The 19,690-nt window shown below is 52.3% G+C and carries 17 protein-coding genes; 8 read left to right on the forward strand and 9 right to left on the reverse strand.

Translation table 11 applies throughout. The features are described from left to right. Positions 1-7 precede the first annotated feature (7 nt). The 4 genes from QJQ48_RS04010 to treZ form a co-directional block, all read right to left on the reverse strand. Positions 8-565 carry a PEP-CTERM sorting domain-containing protein gene (locus QJQ48_RS04010; RefSeq protein ID WP_346289909.1) on the reverse strand — a complete coding sequence of 186 codons (558 nt, stop codon included), beginning with the start codon at positions 563-565 and terminating at the stop codon, positions 8-10. 196 nt (positions 566-761) lie between these two features. Further along, positions 762-1,175, reverse strand: coding sequence for a hypothetical protein (locus QJQ48_RS04015; RefSeq protein WP_346289910.1), 414 nt, complete (start codon positions 1,173-1,175; stop codon positions 762-764). 170 nt (positions 1,176-1,345) lie between these two features. Beyond that, positions 1,346-4,147 carry a malto-oligosyltrehalose synthase gene (gene treY / locus QJQ48_RS04020; RefSeq protein ID WP_346289911.1) on the reverse strand — a complete coding sequence of 934 codons (2,802 nt, stop codon included), beginning with the start codon at positions 4,145-4,147 and terminating at the stop codon, positions 1,346-1,348. An 11-nt stretch (positions 4,148-4,158) separates the two neighbouring features. Next, positions 4,159-5,973, reverse strand: coding sequence for a malto-oligosyltrehalose trehalohydrolase (gene treZ / locus QJQ48_RS04025; protein WP_346289912.1), 1,815 nt, complete (start codon positions 5,971-5,973; stop codon positions 4,159-4,161). 141 nt (positions 5,974-6,114) lie between these two features. Between treZ and QJQ48_RS04030 the strand changes: the two genes are divergently transcribed. From QJQ48_RS04030 to fmt, 3 genes are read left to right on the forward strand one after another with little or no spacing between them, the layout of a single operon-like run. After that, positions 6,115-6,303 (forward strand): CPXCG motif-containing cysteine-rich protein, encoded by a 189-nt coding sequence (locus tag QJQ48_RS04030; RefSeq protein WP_346289913.1) that lies wholly within the window; start codon positions 6,115-6,117, stop codon positions 6,301-6,303. 38 nt (positions 6,304-6,341) lie between these two features. Further along, the gene (locus tag QJQ48_RS04035; protein WP_346289914.1) at positions 6,342-7,169 is read left to right on the forward strand and encodes a cyanophycinase; all 828 of its coding nucleotides are present in this window, start codon (positions 6,342-6,344) and stop codon (positions 7,167-7,169) included. A 60-nt stretch (positions 7,170-7,229) separates the two neighbouring features. Continuing rightward, positions 7,230-8,234 (forward strand): methionyl-tRNA formyltransferase, encoded by a 1,005-nt coding sequence (gene fmt / locus QJQ48_RS04040; protein WP_346289915.1) that lies wholly within the window; start codon positions 7,230-7,232, stop codon positions 8,232-8,234. A 290-nt stretch (positions 8,235-8,524) separates the two neighbouring features. Here the strand turns inward: fmt and QJQ48_RS04045 are convergent, their stop codons facing one another. From QJQ48_RS04045 to QJQ48_RS04055, 3 genes are all read right to left on the reverse strand, one after another. Then, the gene (locus QJQ48_RS04045) at positions 8,525-10,570 is read right to left on the reverse strand and encodes a hypothetical protein (protein ID WP_346289916.1); all 2,046 of its coding nucleotides are present in this window, start codon (positions 10,568-10,570) and stop codon (positions 8,525-8,527) included. 130 nt (positions 10,571-10,700) lie between these two features. After that, positions 10,701-11,411: a polysaccharide deacetylase family protein gene (locus tag QJQ48_RS04050; protein ID WP_346289917.1), complete on the reverse strand. Its 711-nt coding sequence runs from the start codon at positions 11,409-11,411 to the stop codon at positions 10,701-10,703. 135 nt (positions 11,412-11,546) lie between these two features. Next, the gene (locus tag QJQ48_RS04055) at positions 11,547-12,680 is read right to left on the reverse strand and encodes a geranylgeranyl reductase family protein (protein ID WP_346289918.1); all 1,134 of its coding nucleotides are present in this window, start codon (positions 12,678-12,680) and stop codon (positions 11,547-11,549) included. A gap of 583 nt (positions 12,681-13,263) precedes the next feature. Here QJQ48_RS04055 and QJQ48_RS04060 point away from each other — a divergent pair. Then, a complete protein-coding gene (locus QJQ48_RS04060; protein ID WP_346289919.1) occupies positions 13,264-13,440 on the forward strand; it encodes a family 2 glycosyl transferase in 177 nt (58 codons plus the stop codon). On the opposite strand, the gene frr is transcribed toward QJQ48_RS04060, so the two are convergent. Next, positions 13,427-13,975, reverse strand: a complete 549-nt coding sequence (frr, locus tag QJQ48_RS04065; protein ID WP_346289920.1) for a ribosome recycling factor — start codon at positions 13,973-13,975, stop codon at positions 13,427-13,429. The two genes, QJQ48_RS04060 and frr, sit on opposite strands and share 14 nt — an antisense overlap. Beyond that, complete coding sequence (pyrH, locus tag QJQ48_RS04070; protein WP_346289921.1) at positions 13,962-14,690, reverse strand: UMP kinase; 729 nt, start codon at positions 14,688-14,690, stop codon at positions 13,962-13,964. The genes frr and pyrH overlap by 14 nt, the downstream gene beginning before the upstream one ends. A 243-nt stretch (positions 14,691-14,933) precedes the next feature. Here pyrH and QJQ48_RS04075 point away from each other — a divergent pair, with 243 nt between their 5' ends. The 4 genes from QJQ48_RS04075 (at position 14,934) to QJQ48_RS04090 (ending at position 19,685) form a co-directional block, all read left to right on the forward strand. Then, positions 14,934-15,614, forward strand: coding sequence for a diacylglycerol/polyprenol kinase family protein (locus tag QJQ48_RS04075; RefSeq protein WP_346289922.1), 681 nt, complete (start codon positions 14,934-14,936; stop codon positions 15,612-15,614). Between the two features lie 536 nt (positions 15,615-16,150). After that, positions 16,151-17,191 (forward strand): glycosyltransferase family 2 protein, encoded by a 1,041-nt coding sequence (locus QJQ48_RS04080; RefSeq protein WP_346289923.1) that lies wholly within the window; start codon positions 16,151-16,153, stop codon positions 17,189-17,191. A 23-nt stretch (positions 17,192-17,214) separates the two neighbouring features. Then, entirely contained in the window at positions 17,215-18,681 is a 1,467-nt protein-coding gene (locus QJQ48_RS04085; protein ID WP_346289924.1) for an NAD(P)/FAD-dependent oxidoreductase, read from the forward strand. Between the two features lie 17 nt (positions 18,682-18,698). Then, positions 18,699-19,685 (forward strand): glycosyltransferase family 2 protein, encoded by a 987-nt coding sequence (locus QJQ48_RS04090; protein ID WP_346289925.1) that lies wholly within the window; start codon positions 18,699-18,701, stop codon positions 19,683-19,685. Positions 19,686-19,690 lie beyond the last annotated feature (5 nt).

Raw genomic sequence — 19,690 nt, forward strand, 5'->3', positions numbered from 1 at the left:
AGCCGATTTAGCTAGCTGCCATTCTCCGCTTAGCGGCGTAGCCCAGTCCTACAGCAGCAACTGAGCCCAGCAAGGTCAAAGGCTCAGGCACGGGCGCTGTGGTAGTTGAGCCATAGGTGACAGTACCCTGACCAAAAGCCGTCTCTCCCGGCGCTGTTGAACCGCTGAATTCGTACTGAAACGCCTCCCCTAACAGGTCAAAAGTAACGCCGCCCTGGCTGACGGAGTAGGTCAACCCTTGCAGTGTTCCTCCTGGGCTGAAGTTGAGGGTTGGAAAGCTAGGGAAGCTCAAATCATCTGTTTCGTCATAAGCAATCCCCGCAAAGTCAAACTTGACGGCTAAGCCCTCTGCCGCTGAAACCACAGTGGCCCCGCCTAGTAACTCATCACTGTCATAGGTTGCCGTCCCGGCAAAGGTCTGACCTGATAGGCTGCCGGAGTCAATAAAAACCTCAAACGGCTGAACCAAGCTGGCTGCTTGTACGACCTCAGGGGTGACAACGGGTACCAAAACACTGCTTAGGAACACAAGCGTGGTTCGCTTGAGTAGATGCGGATTGAGCATGAGTGCACCTCATTGATAAACAAAATAGGGACAGCCTGTACGATCTGTCCCTATTTTGTCTGAGACGGCGGCAACTTTACCAAAGTTTCGTCGTTTTTAGAAAAGTTTAAGTGAAAACCGTAGTACAGAACGGAAAAAATAATGCTATGGCCCTAGCTCCGGCACGACTGTAAAAGCAACTGGTGGCGCTTTTAGCCTAGTGGCCTACCGTCCATAGCCTGTCATGATCCCGCAGGTAAAATAGGGCAAAGCAGGCTGCTAACATGGGCCACGCCGCGAAAAATAGCAGATTGGGACTGGCGAAAGGATCCAGATAGCGAGGAAATGAAATCAGGGTTGAAAGTCCATGCATCACCAGTACAGCTCCGTAAGTCCATTTTTTCTGTACTCCAAGCAGAAACCCAATAATAATCAGTAGCTGAATGACGCCAATTCCGTAAACAACTGCCGTTCCTATCCCTTGGAGGCCATAAAAAGCAGCAAATACTTGACTGGCATGGGCAGGGTTGAAAAATTTGTCGAGCGCCCACATGAGCATGACCCAGAAAACGCTGAGGCGCAGCAGCAATAGCACTAGGGGAATGCGACCGCCAAATTTAGTAGCTTCCATCATTTTTCTCTCCGAAGGGCTGCAGCAGAGTCACCCGGGTTTATACACCTACATGACTCCACGACCTCACTGTGTCAGAGTTAGCTGAGAGAAACCTGAACCTAGGCTGTGTTTTGCAGAAGTCTGAATCAGTTATGACTTCAGCCGACTGATGTACTGTTCTACGCAGATTAGGGCACGGGCTGACTCACCAGCAGGGCAACGGGAAAATGCTGCAGAACATCCCCGACCAGCAGCTGGGCCGCACCTGCTACTTTGGCATCCGTGATTGTGTCTAGCCAACTCGCCCGCAGTTCAGCCGGAATTTCTAGGTAAGTATCTTGCCAAACTGACTGACCTAAAGGCTGAATGTTCGGCTGAATTAGCCCGGTCAAAAAGCGAGGCGCGATCGCAATTAGAGTAGTTTCCTGATGGTGGCGGGCAAAGGCAATAACGTGACGGGCGTGAGTACCGCCGACCTTGAGGGGAATGTAGTCACCCTTTTGAAAAGCAGGCAAATACTGATGCCGGGCTGCCAAAGCCCGCATAATTAAAAACAGCTTTTGCCGTCCATCCTGACGACTGGCTTCTAAGTCGCTCAGCAGGCTCATCATGCCGGTCTGACAGCGGCGCTTAATTTCCTGGACGAAAGATAGTCGCTCCTGGTAGTCAACCGGGCGGCGATTGTCAGGATCAACTAGGCTCAAGTCCCATAGATCAGTGCCCTGGTAAAAATCGGGCACACCGGGAGACGTAATTTTAAGCAGGGTCTGCGATAGAGAGTTGAACAGGCCGTAGGCAGCGATTTTTTGCTGAAACGGTACAAAAACCTGCAAAAACTCGTTGTTTGACCCTGGCTGTAGCAGTTTCTCTACAAAGGTAACAAAACCATCTTCGTATTCGCTATCTGGGCGCAGCCAGGCTGTGTGCTCCTTGGCCTCTCGGACAGCTTTGATAACGTAGTCTTTGATCCGCTGGGTGAACTCAGGCGAAACTTCCCCTGAAAAGGGGAAAGCGCCGATGAGGGTTTGATAGAGAAAATATTCGTCGTTGTCGTCGGGGATGGTGCGGTCTTCAGTGATTTGCTTCTTGTCGCGGTTTAGCTCTCGCCAGGTATCGAGCTGCTGCTTCCAAAAGCGAGGAATTTCGGAAAGCACGTTAAGCCGCGATCGCACGTCTTCGCTGCGCTTAGTATCGTGAGTAGAGGTGGCATTCATGCTGTGGGGCCAATTCGTCAGCCGCTGCTGGTTGGCCCGGTGAAAGGCTTCTAGAGACAGGCCGAAGTGGTTGGGATCGCCCCCTACCTCGTTGAGGGATAAAAAGCGGTTGTAGACATAGAACAGCGTGTCTTCAATCCCCTTGGCCATCAGCGGCCCAGAAAACTGCTGGAAGCGCATGACAAAGTGCAGCCAGGAAGCTCGCTCGGCTTCTGAGATGGTTTCCTGTTCATCTAGCAGCAGAATTTTTTCAATCAGGTTTAGCTCATTCAGCAAGCGGGGCAGGCTCTGGCGTGCTCGCTGGACGGCTAGCTGAATATAGGCGCGATCGCGGGCGCCCACCATCGTACTGTTGATATAAGTGCAGTAAATCGGAAACTGGACCAAGACTTCCTGAATTGCCTTGCGCAGCCCGTTCAGGGTAAAGTCGCGGCCATAGCGGTACTGTCCGGCAATTTGCTTCAGCAGATGGGCCAAGTTGTTGATATCGCCCACCAGCGTAGTACCCGCGATTAGGCGCTTTTTCTCAAAGAAGAGGGTGGCATAGCTGGGCACCTGACCGACAACCTGAGCGTAAATTTGGCTAAAGGCTTGCTGATGATTGCGATCGCAAAATAGCCCGTTAACCTGGTTCAAAAAGTCGTAGCCGGAAGTGCCTTGAATCGGCCAGCGAGAAGGCAGCTTTTCATCTGACTCTAAGATCTTTTCTACGGTGAGGTAGGTATCTCCCATCGTCTCCCGCAGGCGCTGCAGGTAGCGGCTAGGATCATAGAGACCGTCTACGTGATCCACTCGCAGCCCTTCAATCTGCCCCGCCTTAACCAGACGACTAATCAGGTCATGGGTTTTCCTAAAGACCTCTGGGTCTTCCACCCGCACCGAAATTAGCTCGTTGACGGTGAAAAAGCGGCGATAGTTAAGTTCTTCAGCGCCCACCTTCCAAAAAGAGAGGCGATAAAACTGCTCACCCAAAAGCTGATCTAGGCGGTCAAAGCTCTCGGAATGGTTGGGCTGACCGTTAAAAATTTTGATATTGCGATCGATGAAATCCTTAATTTCAGGATTGTCGGTGTAAAGTTCCCAGAGAATTTCTTTGACAAATTGGGCCTGATCGCGGCGCTGCTGGCCGGTTGTTTCAGCAGCAATGCCCTTGATCATATAGAGCAGCCCCAGCAGCTTGATAAAGTCGGGGTGACGACGGCCTAAATCACGCGCTAGCTGTCCTATATCCTGCTTCAGGAAAAAAGCATAGGACTCGATATTCAGCGGCAGCTTCAGGTCATAGTAGTTAACGGTGAGGCCGCTCTCTTCGTAAGCCAGCTGAATTTGTCCGGCTTCTAGGCAGCGGCCATAAAAATCACCCAGCAGCGGAGCCAGCACTTTGCCGCGAATATCTTCGTAGGGATGCTCCCAGTCAATATCAAAGTAGCGGAAATATTCTGACTGAGAACCGTGCTCTAGCACGTCCATGAGAAAGTGGTTTTGGCTGTCGTAGGCCATGTGGTTAGGCACAATGTCCTGCACCCAGCCCATCTGCTGCTCATGTAGCGCCTCAATCAGGGCCTCAAAATCCGTTTCTGCGCCCAGATCAGGGTTGAGCCGCGTCGGATCAACCACGTCGTAGCCGTGGGGGCTGCCCGCGCGGGCCTTAAAAATCGGCGAGGCATAGATATCTGAAATGCCCAGTTCCTTGAGATAGGGCACAATGCCTTGCGCATCCGCGAAAGTGAAGTCCGGGCAAAACTGGAGGCGATAGGTCGCTGTAGGAATACGCATAGAAGAGAAGTTTAGGCTAGTTTTTCATATAAAACGAGGCTCTGCGGCGGCAAAGAAACGGTTTCCCCCGTGCTGACTTTGGCGGCAGCGATCGCGCCCGGCCCTTGCCATTGCTCATCACTAGAATCTAATCGCTTTTGCCAATCTCCTGGCTGTTCTACCTGATACGCGAGGGTGGCATTGCCAAAGTTAAACAGGCACAATGCCCCCTGTTCGTCCCGCCAGCGGTGCAGTCCGACCAGGCGATCGCGCTCTTGATAAAAAGCGGTAAAGTCACGGCGATCGCTAGTCTGCAAAGCCGGAAGCTGTCGCCGTAGCCGGATCAGCTCTTGATAAAAATTTAGCAGCGCGCCATGTTGCCCCTGCTGCCGTTCAGCCCAGTTGAGCTGGCAAGACTTGAAGGTTTCAATGTCAGCGGCCTCTGGCGGTGCCCCCGTGGCGTGAAAGTCTTTAAACTCCTCAGCCCGGCCTTTCCGAATAGCTTCGAGCAGGTCGGGATCAGAGTGGCTGACAAAATAGACAAAGGGCGATTTCTCTCCATACTCCTCTCCCATAAACAGCATCGGAATATAGGGCGACAGCAGCACGGCCCCTGCGGCCAGCTTTAGCCCGCCAAAGGACACCATCTGGGTCAGCCGCTCTCCCAACATGCGGTTGCCAATCTGGTCGTGGTTCTGACTGCAGACAACAAACTCATGCGGGGGGCGATCGCTGGGATCGTTGCCGTGGCGTCGCTGCCGAAAAGCAGAGTAGTCCCAGGTGTAGACATAGCTTTTTTGCAGCACCTTAGCAAACTGCTCACAGGTGCCGAAGTCCTGATAGTAGCCCTGATTTTCCTGGGTCAGCAGCGTGTGCAGGGCGTGGTGAAAATCATCGCTCCACTGGGCATCGACGCCGTAGCCGCCCTGCGCCTGAGGCCGCAGAATGCGGGGATCGTTGAGATCGCTTTCGGCAATTAGGTAGCACTGACGCGAATGCTGCTGCCTAAACTCAGTCACCGCCTCGGCTAGATCCTGCAGAATATGCTTAGCGCCAAAATCATAGATGGCATGAACCGCATCTAGGCGCAGGGCGTCGATGCGGTAGTCCCGCAGCCAGTAGAGAACATTTTCGGTGACGTAATTGCGGACGCCTTCGCTATGGGCATCATCAAAGTTGATGGCACTGCCCCAGGGGGTGCGGTACTTTTCGGTAAAGTAAGGGCCAAATTTGCTGGTGTAGTTGCCTTCTGGGCCGAAGTGGTTATAGACCACATCTAGAATCACCGCCATCCCCTGCTGGTGACAGGCATCAACCAGCTGCTTTAGCCCTGCCGGCCCGCCGTAGGAGTGCTGTACCGCATAGGGATACACGCCGTCATAGCCCCAGTTGCGATCGCCCGGAAACTGGGCCACGGGCATAATTTCAATGGCATTGATGCCCAGCTCGGCCAGCTCTGGCAGACGCGGAATTATCGCCGTAAAAGTGCCTTCTGGCGTGAAGGTGCCCACATGTAGCTCGTAGATAATCAGCGATTCCAGCGGCAAGCCGGACCAGTCAGTACACTGCCAGTCAAAACCGTGATCGACCACGGCTGAGGGGCCATGTACGTCTTTGGGCTGGTGGTGAGAGGCCGGATCGGGATAGGCGTCCCCCTGATCGAGGCATAAGCGATAAAGCGTATCGGGGGCTACCTCTGCTACGATGCCGTGCCAGTACTCGCCCTCTTGCTCCAAGGTCGCTTCCCGGCCTTGCTCTGGAAACACCACGGTCACATCTTTCGCAAACGGTGCCCAAACGGTAAACTGACAGCGGCGATCGCCCAAATACTGTGCGCCAACCTTCATGCAGACCTTCCCCTGTAAGCCTTTATTAGCTAAAGGCTAGCTGGTTTATCCAAATCTGAGAGTCCTCCCTGAGATAGGGATTATCGGCTCAGAAGCGATCGCTGGCCGCCTGTCCCTTTTACACCCCTATGCCAAAGCTCTATGCAAAACACGGCTGAGTTCTATTGTGCTTACTGCGGCGAACCCAACGTTACTTTTATTGACATCAGTGCCGGCAGCACCCAGTCCTATGTAGAAGACTGTCAGGTCTGCTGCCGCCCTAATATTCTCTATATTTCGATCAATGAAGAAACGACCGAGATTGAGATTGCTACTGAATATGAAGGCTAAGTCTGCCCGCGCTGAAAGCTTATTTGCCCATGAATAATATGCCGTCCTCGACTGAAGCTAAAGGCCCCCTGGTGATTATTGGGGGGGCAGAAGATAAGCACGACAACTGCACTATCCTGCGAGAATTTGTCAGACTGGCGGGGGGCACGGATGCTCATATTGCCGTTTTAACCGCAGCGACAGCTTATCCCCACGAAGCCGGCGCCGAGTACGACCGGGTGTTTACACGGCTCGGCGCAGCAGCTGTTGATATTGTCCATACTGAGGCACCGGACGATGCTAACAAGCCTCAGCTTTTAGAAATTGTGGCCGATGCGACGGGGGTCTTTTTTACCGGCGGTGACCAGTCTAGGGTGATTCGTATGGTGCAGGACTCGCTGCTAGAAGACCTACTGCACAAGCGTCACCGGGAAGGCGCGGTGATTAGCGGCACCAGTGCTGGCGCGGCCATTATGTCAGAGGCGATGATTGCTGATGGAGATTCTACCAGCCATCCCTATTTAGACGCGGTGGAAATGAGCCGAGGCATGGGTTTTTTGACCCAGGTTTTGGTGGATCAGCACTTTGCCCAGCGGGGTCGCTTGGGGCGGCTGCTGTCAGGGCTGCTGCTGGAGCCGAGCGTGTTGGGTTTGGGGATTGACGAAAATACGGCGGTGATTGTGCAGGGGGATGAGCTAGAGGTAATTGGGGAGGGGGCAGTGACGGTGGTAGATGAGTCGGCAACCAGCCACAACAATCTCTCGCAGCTTTTGAAGGATGAGGCAATGGCGGTCTTTGGCGTCAAGCTGCACATTTTGCCCCACGGCTATCGGTTTAACCTCAAAACGCGCCAGCCCAGCACTCCAGATGAGGCGCTGGCCCCGTGACTACCTTGCTTTACCGCCCGTTTAGGCTGACACTGCTGTATGAGCGGCTCTGGTTTAGACATGCGTATTGTATTTTTTGGTACTCCCCAGTTTGCAGTCCCCAGCTTAGAAAGGCTGCTGCACCATCCTGATTTTGAAGTGGCCGCTGTCGTCACCCAGCCCGACAAACGGCGCGGACGCGGTAAGCAGGTGATGCCGTCGCCAGTCAAAGCGATCGCCACGCAGGCTAACTGCCCGGTCCTGCAGCCAGCTCGCATTAAGCGATCGCCGCAAACGATTGAGCAGCTCCGCAACTTGGCCGCCGACGCCTTCGTGGTGATTGCTTACGGCCAGATTTTGTCTCAGGAAATTCTGGATATTCCCCGGTTGGGCTGCATCAACGCCCACGGCTCCCTGCTGCCTGCCTACCGAGGGGCCGCGCCGATTCAGTGGAGCCTCTATCATGGCGAGGCCGAGACGGGGGTGACGACGATGCTGATGGAGGCGGGGATGGATACAGGACCAATGCTGCTCAAGGCGGCTGTCCCGATTGGCCTGTTGGACAATGCCCTGGATTTAGCGAAAACCCTGGCGGCTCTCAGCGCCGATGCCCTGCCTCAAACGCTGACTCAGCTCGACCAGGGAATGCTGACGCCTGAACCGCAGGCTGACGAGCAGGCGACCTATGCTCCTCTGATTCAAAAAGAAGATTACGTCCTGGACTGGTCGAAAGCGGCGATCGCCTTGCACAATCAGGTGCGCGGTTTCTATCCCAACTGCCTCAGCCAGTTCCGCAACGACCCGATCAAAATTACCGCCACCGTCCCCCTCGATTCGCCCTACCGCCCGCAATGGTCTGCCGCGATGCCAGATTTGGCCGCCGCCAGCCAAGCCTTAGATCGAGCCTCCCTGGTAGCCGCTCAGCCGGGTGAAATTGTCAGCTTGGTCAAAGGTTACGGCCCAGTCGTGGCGACTGGAGAGGGGCTGCTGCTGCTAGCTGAAGTGAAACCAAGCGGCAAGCGATCGCAGTCAGGCTGGGACTTTGTTAACGGTAGCCGCATTGAGATAGGAGAAAGTTTGCGATAGGTAAGTAGATCGCCTTATGCATTTGTAGTGGCGCGACACACCTAAAATAGTGCAAATTGCTAACAGACTGAAACCATTGAATCTGGTGCGTTACGCTTCGCTAACGGCACCCTACTTAACTCCCTATTTTAGCTGTGTCAGTCCAGTAGGTGGGTTACGCTTCGCTAACCCATGCGGGTCAAGCAGCAATTATGAGGGGATTCATCAGCAGAGCTTGCTGTCTGTCGTATTGCCCTAATCTGAATCAACCGCTGTACTAGCGGAGAAGGATTTTGATCTTGCTCATAAGTTCAGGCTTCCGGCGCGTTTACCCAGCAGTTATTAACGATTTGCTGCGCCGCTTTTTGCACCGCGATCGCCCAGTCTTCATCCGCCTGCAGCGCCTTCTCCACTCCGTTCAGCCCCTGATAGAAAAGCTGCCAGCCCTGCTGTTCCCGCTCATAGGCTTGCTGCAGTGGGCTGGGTTCGCCCTGGGTGAAATCTAGACATTCCTGAATTTGAGGAATTCCCACCCGCATAAACTCAGCCGCTTCTGCCGTCTTGCCCTGGTCAAACAGCGTCGCCACCTTCAGCGAGAACCGCAGCAGCGCCACCGTCATTGGCAGGTGAGAGATGAAGCAGCCCGTAAAGGGATTAGTAATTGCTTTGATTTCATCCACGCTTAGGGGCAGCGCCTCCGCATAAGCTGAGAACATTAAGATTCGCAGGTAGTCGCCAATCTGCTTGCCCACCTTGGCCATTGCGATCGCCTCTTGAGCAAAGCCCTCCTTGTCGTGACGCATAATCAGCCCCGAGGCGTGGGCATAGCCCAAACGTTCCGGCTGGGTCAGAGTTGAGAGCAGATAAGCCTGATCCTCGGCCCGACCGATGAAACCGGGAGTAAACGGCTGAAAGCGGCGCAGGCTGTCCACCAAAATGCCGTTAGTGCCGCCGGTGACGTGAATCCGCTGCAGGCAGGCGTTCTCGCCGTCTAGGACAGAATTGGCGTCGTAGCGGGTCATCATCTCCGCTTCGGTAGAAAGGGCTTGAGGCAGCTTGCTAAAGAAAACATGTTCGTCGGGGCTGAGGCTGACGTCTGGGAAAGTCACATCCGGGGTAAAAACGCCCTTGTGAATGTCCCGCTGATTCACCAGTGCTCCGGCAATCATGCCTAGCTCAATCGGGCGACCGGTTGCGTCTTCACCCACCGCGCCCCACAGCGGCGTCTGGAAATGCTCGAAAGCCGAAGCGCCAGTTTGCTCAATCAGTTCTGGCTGCGGAAAGACCTGATCCAAGTCAATCTTGAAGGTGGCTTTGATTTCCGGGTTAATTAGAACGTGCCACAGCGCCGCGATCGCCTTCAAGAAGCTGTAGTGCCGCCCGTAGCGGCCATCGACGCCAAATACCAGCAGCAGCTCAGCCGCGTGCTGATCAGGGCAGCAGCGATCGACAATCGGCAGCAAAACCTGCTCAATCAGCGCCTGGGTGTCGGCTTCAGTGAACGCAAAGATGTTGAGATAGTCGAGCGGTTCATGGGCGGCCAACACGTTGTGCAGATAGAGCTTGCCCAATGTTTGGAGTCGCTTGTGGGTCACAGATACTGACAGCACGCAGTTGACTTTGGCCGAAGCCTGGGACTGATGCTCTGCCGCGATCGCCTGATTCAGGTGCTTGAGGCCGTAGAGAATTTCGTTATTTTCCGGGCGGGTCCCGATGGGAATCGGATGGTCATACCAGTAAAGCTGAGGTTCTTCTAGCGTTTGGGTAATCTGGGCTTCAAAGTCGGTGTCAAAGTTGGAGAGATCGGCGCTGCTGAGGGGTACCGTCAGCAGTGCATTAGAGGTGAAGAGAATTTGTTTAGCCGGATCTTGAATCGGCTCCGGATTGAGCTGGCTAATCTTAACTGTCCGCTGCTGCCGGAGCGCTTCGACCCGATCGGCTTCCTGACCGAGAACGCCGGTACCCTCTGGGAAAAAGACTGACCAAACCATTTCCGCGATCGCCGGATCGTCTGGTTCTTCCGTTAGTGCAGTCTGGACTTGCTTCAGCTTGGCGGCAAAAGTGGCATCCTGTTGGATGCGTTGCTCCAGTTCTGCTTGAATTTGCTCAGCGCTACGGCGATAAAATTCAGCCCATTCTCGCCACTGAGGGGCCTGAGCTAGCTGCTCTAAACAGGCTTGAGCCTGTCTGAACTGAGGATGGCGATCGCCTGCCAGCAAAATTAGAAAAGCTGAATTGAGATTTTGCAGTAAATCTGGATTGGGCGCGTCGTCTGCTAATGCTGAAACGTCCAGCGGCGCAATAGCCACCTCAAGCGGCTGAAGCAAAAACTGAAGAATTGAGTGGAGGGCTGTCATTGCTAGATCAGAAGTTCTAAAGAGCAATTAAGACAGATGCAGCTTGTCTAGTTATAAGCCAAACGGCTAGCCCAGAAGGTGATTTACACTTCAAAGCCCCACAAGATCGTCATAACTTTACTTTGAATTTTTACGTCAGATCCCAAAGCTGCGAGAGCGTCACAATCTGATAGCCCTGTTGCGTTAAGGCAGGTAGCAGATTCTTGAGTACTCGCGCCGTGTTTTGAGCTCGTTCTACTGAACCACCGTGCAGCACCAAGATCGCACCCGGAAAGACAAACTGAGAGACGTACCAAGCCGTAAACTGCGGCTCATTGGCGAAGCGAAAAGTGTCAAACGGAATCATAGAGGCCAAGGCAAAGCGCGGCTCATAGCCTTCCATCTGTTTCAGTACCTGCAACATGCTGGGGGTGTAGAGGCCCCGGCCGGGCCGATACCAGCGCAAAGGCTGATCGGCAAAGGTAAAGATGCGATGGTGAGCGGTTTGGATATGACGGTGAAATAAATCAGGAGCCAAAGAGGCGGCTAGGTCATCTACCGCACCGTGGTTGGCAATTTCGTGCCCCTGCTGCCGCATTTGCTGCAAAATTTCGCCATCGTCGTTGAGATGGCTGCTAATAATGAAAAAAGTAGCCTGGGCAGGCGTATCTAGGGGGCCGAGGTGCTGATTGTGATCGGCGATCGCCGCTAAGATTTGCCGGGTTGAAGCATCTCCAGGCTCATCTGGAGTGGGGACATCGTCAATTGTCAGCGCTACAGCCCGCGCGGCGGTGGGCTTGTAGAAAACGGCATCAGGAAAGAATCTGGCAACCTGCTGAACCAGCCGATACTGAGGCTTCATGAACAATCAAACTCTGCAGCAGTCATCTTATCCCATGCTGCACCAACCGATTTAAGGACGTCGACTGCCGACGCCCTTATCTTTATCGTAGCTGACTTAAAACGCGAGATGCCTGGGCTTAAGACAGGTGGGAAATTAACCGCGCATTCCAGGAATCAAGCTGCCGCTGAGCCGCTTGAGCACGCGACCGGCAATATCGGCATAGTGAATATCCCCCGCTAGGAGCTGACCTAGCCGCTTGGTGGCAGTAGGGCGCTTAATGCCGACGCGATAGCCAACCCCCGGCATCCGGTAGAAAATTCCGGCAATCCGCTGGGCCCACTGCATGTCTGCGCCCCATTCCTGATGCATGACATCGGTATAACCCTGTAGGGCATCTGGACTGCCCGCGATCGCCTGATCCAGCGCCTCTGCTGCCTTCACGCCGCTATAGATAGAAGGGCGAATGCCCTCCGCTGTGAGCGGATCGACAACGGCGGCGGCTTCTCCCACAATCACGGCGTTGAGGGTATGCAGCGGGCGATTGCCGTCCCAGAGCTTCAGCGAATCTACATATTCAGTGCCCTGGTCATAAGTCACCCCAAACTCAGGTAGATATTTTTCAATGGAGGAGCGAAATTCTTTTAAGCTGCTGCCTAGAAAAGTGCCCGCTCCGATGGAAAAACCGTCTGATTTGGGAAAATTCCACAGACAGCCGTTTTTAACTAGGCCAAACTCGAAGTTGATCGCGTCATTCTCACTGACGGCGGCGGGCGCTTTGACTTCTAGAATGCCAACCTGTCTTAGCTTCGGCTCTTTGAACCCTAGCCACTCAGCCATCTTACCCTTAGCGCCGTCAGCACCGACTAAAAACTTAGCTTCTTGAATTCCTTCAGAGGTTTGGACAACCCAGCGATCGCCCTTGAACTCTACGCCCATTACCGCTACGCCATCCCGGACTTCTGCCCCTTGTGCCTGCGCCTGCTTCACCAAGAAGTGATCAAAAACGTCCCGCTTTACCATCCAAATCGGCTCGGAAGTTTCGAGCTTGGCGTCAATCGGATCGCCCAGCTTCCAGGTATAGCGAACCTGGTTTACTTTGCGATCGATTGCCGGAGCGAAGTCAAAGTCAAACCACTGGGCCACGCTGGGAGACACTGCGCCGCTACAGGGCTTATAGCGGGGTAAATTAGCTTTTTCTAGGACTAAAACTGACCGTCCCCGCTTAGCTAGGTGATAGGCGACTGTTGTGCCTGCAGGCCCGGCTCCGACAATAATGCAGTCGAACATAGGTGAAAACAAAACTCCCAATGATTGAAATTGTTCGTGGGCTTGTCTAAAGTTTTAGTCCCCACAGATTTGTTTAAGAAACAGCGTAAATACTGATAGACGGCATTCTTCTGTTGCAGTACCAGTGATAGCCTAACTACATTTAAGCGATCGCCATAGATTCAAGCGGGACTCTTCAAAGAGATTTCAAATCAGTTTTATAAAACTTGATTTTTCTACTTAAGTAGTCGAGCTCAGTGATTTATGGGAGACAGTATTTGCTAGCTAGCCTCAGTGTGAAAGTCAACTGTCGTAGGGCATACCAATTTGCTAAGTTTTTGCCAATTCTGCTACAGCTACTGAAAAACATTGAGAACAAAACGTCTGTAAAAACCGCAGCTCTGTTGCTGTGGCCGCATCGGTTCAGGTAAATTTTCGCCAACGTAGTTCATGAGTCTTGCGGAGTACAAAGTCTGAGCAAAGCCATAGGATGACTATAGCCAGGTTGATGAAGCTGCGATGAAGTTCAACTATAAGCGCTCAGCTCTGACAGCTTCAAAGACTATGAGTTTGCTGTTCACCCTTAGGTTTTTGGATAAAGCTTATGTCTTGGGAAGTCTGTATTCAGTATGCTAACGGCAAAGAACAAGTGCTGCGAACCTATCAAAACCTGGAAGTTGCCCTCAACTGCGTCGATCGAATCTACGCAGTTAAAGGCTACCCCCTACATTTGGCCTATTGTGTCCGCCCTGGTTATGACGGTCAGGCTATACCGTCATAATGTCTTTTTCTTTCTCAGCTAGGTACTGATCGATTTTGGCGGTGTACTTATCTGTGAGCGACTGCACCTGATCTTGCAGATCTCGCGACTCGTCCTCAGAGATATCGCTGTTTTTTTCTTGCTTGCGAATACTATCGATGCCGTCTCGGCGCACATTGCGCACCGAAACTTTGCCTTCTTCTGCATACTTAGCCGCCAGCTTGACGAACTCTTTACGCCGCTCGCTGGTGAGGGCCGGAATATTCAGCCGTACGACCTTACCGTCGTTGTTAGGAACTAGCCCGACATCCGACAGCGAAATTGCTCGCTCAATTTGGCTCAGACTGCTGGGGTCGAAAGGCTGAACCAGCAGCGTTGAAGCATCTGGAATACTGATATTGGCCAGAGACTTTAGCGGTGTAGGTGAACCATAATAGTCCACCATGACTCTATCGAGCAGCGAGGCGTTGGCTCGCCCAGTGCGAATCGTGTTGAAGGCCCGCTGGGTGGCTTCAACCGCCTTTTTCATGGTTTGTTCAACTTCAGCTAACTTCACAAGATTCCCCTACTATCGTGCCAATGGGTTCTCCCATCACAGCCCGGCAAATATTACCGCGAACCGAAAGGTCAAAAACCGTAATGGGGATGTTGTTATCTTTGCACAAGGCGATCGCGGTACTATCCATCACCTTCAGATCATGTGCTAACACATGACTGTAAGTTAGTGTATGAAACCGCTTAGCGTCTGGGTTCTCTTTGGGGTCAGAGTCGTAAACCCCGTCTACCTTGGTGGCCTTAAAGACAACTTCGGCATTGATCTCAGCTGCCCTGAGAGCCGCCGTTGTATCCGTGGTGAAAAAAGGATTGCCGGAACCCGCCCCAAAAATGACCACCCGGCCTTTCTCTAAATGGCGAATGGCCCGCCTGCGAATATAAGGCTCAGCCACTTCCTGCATGGCGATCGCGGTTTGGACGCGGGTAGGAATCTCAGCCTGCTCTAGAGCATCCTGCAGCGTCATCGCGTTCATGACCGTTGCAATCATGCCAATGTAGTCAGCTGTCGCCCGGTCCATTCCCGCTGCTGCGCCCTTAATCCCGCGAAAAATATTGCCGCCGCCCACCACAATCGCAATCTGAACGCCGTTGCCGACAACTTCTGCAATTTCCTGGGCGATGTATTGAACAACACTTGGATCAATACCATAGGAAAGATCGCCCATCAGGGCTTCGCCGCTCAGTTTTAGCAAGACCCGCTGATAGGTATTTCCCATGAATCAAAAAATAAGCTTGTATTAGGCTACAGGTCAATCTGTCCCTCAAGATAGCAGCCGATGCAATCATTAGGCCATAAATTTTATCGTCTAACGGGTCAGTTGCCCCCAAGCCGATATTCAAATCAGCCTAAATTTTTGCCCTGCCAGTACAGACAGGACAGAGTCGGGCAGAGGTGAACCGCCAGGAAGTCTGAGATAATTGCAGAGTCTCAACCGTCTTTAGCTATCTCCTGCCTGCCAATGAACGCTCCGCTGCTGACCCAATCTGGCACCGTCCTCCTCTGGATTGGCTTAGTCGGCATTACGGCCACTGCTCTGAAGCAGTTCACAACCGCTGGGCCTGAAGTTATCCGCAAAGTGGTTCATATTGGCGTTGGCAACGTTATTCTCATTGCCTGGTGGCTGGCTATTCCAGCCTGGTTAGGCATTGCCGCCTCCGTACTGTTTAGCTGTGTGGCTCTCATCTCTTACCGTCTACCCCTAATTCCTGGACTCGATAGCGTCGGTCGAGACAGCTTAGGAACTTTCTTCTATGCCGCTAGCATCGGCATCTTGATAGCCTGGTTCTGGCCGCTGCAGCTACCTCACTACGGCGTTATCGGCATTTTGATTATGACCTGGGGGGATGGACTGGCGGCACTGGTCGGGCAAAACTTTGGAGCGCATCCCTACGAGGTAGGAGGGATGCAGAAAAGCTGGGAAGGCTCTCTGGCAATGGCGATCGCTAGCAGCTTGGTCTGCTTACTGGTGCTGCTGAGCGTCCAAGGAGTCTCTGGGCCAACGTGGATAACTGCGATCGCAGTCGGGCTTATTGCCACCGGGCTAGAAGCATTTTCTAAATTTGGCATTGATAACCTGACGGTACCCATTGGCGCAGCAGCGATCGCTTTTTGGCTGAACCAAGCTTTGCTGTCGCTCTAACAACAGCCGGGTAAAAGTATCTTTTGCTACAATCGAAGAACTAAGTGTAAGTGTTTTCTTTATCAATACTTAGCTTTAATGGCTCTTAATTAAAGCTTTCAACTTGATTCAAGTTGCCCAGAAACATTGTCTCTGATGCATCCGTCTCAAGAATTTAAGACCACTCTTGAGACGGATTTTTTAGGAAAACATTTATGTCAATAAATAGATAAAGCCTCTCATGAGTCATTTTAGCGGACTTTACGTAACTAGCTTGTTTTGTGAAGGAATTGTAAATTACCGAAACTTTCAATCCGCTATGTTCGTTACGTTCGTTAAAAAACTGATAGGGGTCAATCGCAATAAGAGCTACGCACAAACTTCGTCTGGCGTCAAAAGTATTACTTGTTGATTCAGCTCAAGTTTTACGTACGTACTTCTCTCAGTATTAACCAGCAAATTGTTCCTGCCTGAAACTTTAGACGCTTGCAGGCGTGTTTTTTCGGCTGCAGGCCAGCTTGTCACATCTCCTAGTCAGTCTTACTCCTTAGCCTCTTATGCCTAACCCACCCTCCAGAATCCCTTCAACAATTTCTGTCGTCATTCCCGTCTACAACGGCGGTGAGTCTTTCCGAAAATGTCTGCGCAGTCTGCATACAGGTCTGATTCCCGATGAAGTTATTGTGGTTTCTGATGGAGATACTGACGGTTCGTGGCGGATAGCGGAGCAGTTTGGGGCAAAGGTTATTCGCTGCCCTGTCAGTCGTGGGCCAGCCACGGCGCGCAACATTGGGGCTAAGGCAGCCCAGGGCGATATTGTTTTTTTCGTCGATGCAGACGTGACGCTCCATCCTGAAACCGTTCACCGGGTAATGGAAGTGTTTCAGACTAACCCTGAAGTAGCCGCTTTGATTGGCTCTTATGATGATGCCCCAGGTTCAGCCAATTTCTTGTCGCAATATCGCAACCTGTTTCATCATTACACTCACCAGATTTCTAATGAGGCAGCCTCTACGTTTTGGGGTGCCTGTGGCGCAGTGCGGCGGGAAGTCTTTTTGCAAGTAGGGGGGTTTGATCAGCGCTACCGGGCGGCTTGCGTTGAGGATATTGAACTGGGATATCGCCTCAAGCAGTATGGCTACGCTATTCGCTTATGCAAACACATTCAGGTGAAGCATTTGAAGCGATGGGAACCCTTATCAATGCTCAAAGCAGATTTTTTCTACCGGGCACTGCCCTGGACGGCCTTGATTTTACGGCATCAACAATTAAATAATGATTTGAACCTAGATTGGTCAAGTCGTCTCAGCGTCATTTTGGCTTTCACTCTGCTCCTAACGCTGCTGACAACTGGCTTCTGGCCTAGTGCTCTCGGACTTTCTCTAGCGATCGCCCTGCTTCTAGTTCTTATCAATGCGCCTGTCTACCGCTTCTTTCGGCATAAGCGAGGCTGGCGTTTTACAGCGTGCGTCATCCCCTGGCATTGGCTCTATTTTCTCTATAGTGGCTTAGCCTTTGCAATTGGCCTAGCACGTCACCATCTCTCACAGATTAAGCTGGCGACCCGTCGTCGCTTAATCGGAACCTCAGCAAACTAATTCAAGCACCTATCTTATTAGCTATGTCCAATGTCAGGCACCATTATCCAACCGTTGTCATTGGCGGCGGCCCTGCTGGGCTAACAGCTGCCTACGTTCTCAGTAAGGAGAACAAAAGCTCGGTTGTCCTTGAAAAGGCCGATAGAGTAGGCGGCATCTCTAGAACTGAAACTTACAAAGGCTATCGGTTTGATATTGGCGGGCACCGCTTTTTCACCAAGGTCGAGGTGGTCAAGAAACTTTGGCACGAGGTTCTCGACAAAGAATTTATTCGTGTGCCTCGGCTCTCTCGCATTTATTACGATGGCAAGTTTTTCAACTATCCGCTGGAGCCTTTCGATGCCCTTTCAAAGCTGGGAATTTTAAATAGCTTTCAGATTCTAACCAGCTATCTAAAGATCAAGGTCAAGCCCTTGCCCACTGAAAACAACTTAGAAGAATGGGTGACCAATCGTTTTGGCAAGCAGCTATACGAAACTTTCTTTAAAACCTACACGGAAAAAGTTTGGGGCATTCCCTGTACGCAAATTCAGGCTGACTGGGCCGCTCAGCGCATCAAGGGACTCTCTTTGAAAAAAGCTGTCCTCAATGCCCTCTTTAAGGTTAACAACACCAAAACCCTAATCAAGGAGTTTGACTACCCGATTTTAGGTCCGGGCATGATGTGGGAGCGCTTTCAAGAGCGCCTAGATCAGAAAGGATCGCCCGTGCATCTCAAGACGAATGTGACTCAGGTGAAGCGCTCAGGTAAGCGCATCACCCATATCGTGGCTGAGCAGGGGGGTGAGACTCAAGAGTTTACGGGTGACCAGTTCATTTCTAGTATGCCGGTTTCGGCTTTGCTGAAGCGCCTAGATCCGCCGCCGCCGCCGGAGGTGCTCGCGGCAGCTAACGGCCTCAAGTACCGAGATTTCATGATTGTCTCTCTGGTGATTGATCAACCCAAGCTTTTCCCAGACAACTGGATTTACATTCATAGCCCCGCGTTTAAGGTTGGTCGCATTCAGAACTTCAAGAACTGGAGTCCGGCTATGGTGCCAGATGCTGATAAAACCTGCTTGGGTATGGAATATTTCTGCAGTGAAGGAGACGACCTGTGGGAAATGGCAGATGAGGGCTTAATTAAGCTAGCCAGTCAAGAAGTGGTCAATTTGGGCCTAGTAGATGGCATTGACCGGATTAAAGATGGGGTCGTCATTCGGCAGTACAAAGCCTATCCGGTTTATGACGGTGAGTATCGTCAACATCTCAAAGTTCTGCAGGATTACCTGTCTACGTTTGAAAATCTGCAAACGGTGGGCCGTAATGGCATGCACCGCTACAACAACCAGGATCACTCAATGCTGACTGGAATTCTAGCCGCTAGAAATATCCTGGGTGAAAATCATGACTTGTGGGAAGTCAACACCGAACGGTCTTACCACGAAGACTTCATGAAAGAGCCTGCCGAGAAGTCAGCCGATCAGCCCAAACAGGCAGTTGTGGCTTAGAACAGGGACAAGGCAAGATGGCTCTACTTTCTCAAGCGCTACCCCAGGTTTCAGTAATTGTGCCGGTTTTCAATGATGCGGCCCGGCTACAGCGCTGCCTGAAGGCACTTGAGCAACAGACGTATCCTCAGTCTGACTATCAGGTGATTGTTGTTGACAACGATTCAGATAACCAGGCTGAGATATTGTCTTTAGTTGAGCAATTTTCTCAGGCGATCGCCGCTGTTGAAACCACGCCAGGTTCCTATGCCGCCCGCAATCGCGGCATTCAGCTAGCTCAGGGAGAGGCGATCGCTTTTACCGATGCTGACTGCATTCCGGCGGCTGACTGGCTAGAAAAAGGCGTGCAGAAACTGCTAGCGCATCCTCACTGTGGCTTAGTTTCAGGCAACATTGAAATTTTTCCTCAGGATGCCGAGCATCCCACCGCCGTTGAGCTATTTGAGATTGCCACTGCTTTTCCGCAAGAGCAGCATCTTAGAGACATGAAGTATGGCGCTACGGCAAACTTGTTCACCTGGAAAGCGGTGATTGAGGCCGTTGGGCCTTTTAATGAAACGCTGAAGTCAGGCGGTGATCTGGACTGGGGACAGCGGGTTTACCGCGCTGGCTATCAGCAAGTTTATGGGGCAGAGGTGCGAGTGGCCCATCCGGCTAGAGTTTCGCTCGCCCAAATTCATCAAAAAACAATTCGGCTGGCAGGCGGACACTATGACTTGTTGAACCGAAATCTCTACCATTTCTTTCACCAGGGCACGCTGCCCTATACGCTGACCCAGCAGAAATGGATACCCCCTAGGCTACTGAATCACCTGATTTTTGGCGTCATCTTAGGTCAGGATTTAATTCCGCCTGTGATGTATGTGATGAGCGTATTTAGAAGCTCTAAGCTGAGTCGAATCAGCGAAAAGGTCAAGGTTTCACTCGTCATTTTCTTTGTTCGCTACAGCAGCGCTTGGGCCAAAATTCGGCTCAGGCTAGGAGCCTCACCCGCTAGGGTTTAAACCGA

This window comes from Sphaerothrix gracilis Ecp01, assembly GCF_030405905.1.
Taxonomy (GTDB): Bacteria; Cyanobacteriota; Cyanobacteriia; order Phormidesmidales; family Phormidesmidaceae; genus Sphaerothrix; species Sphaerothrix gracilis.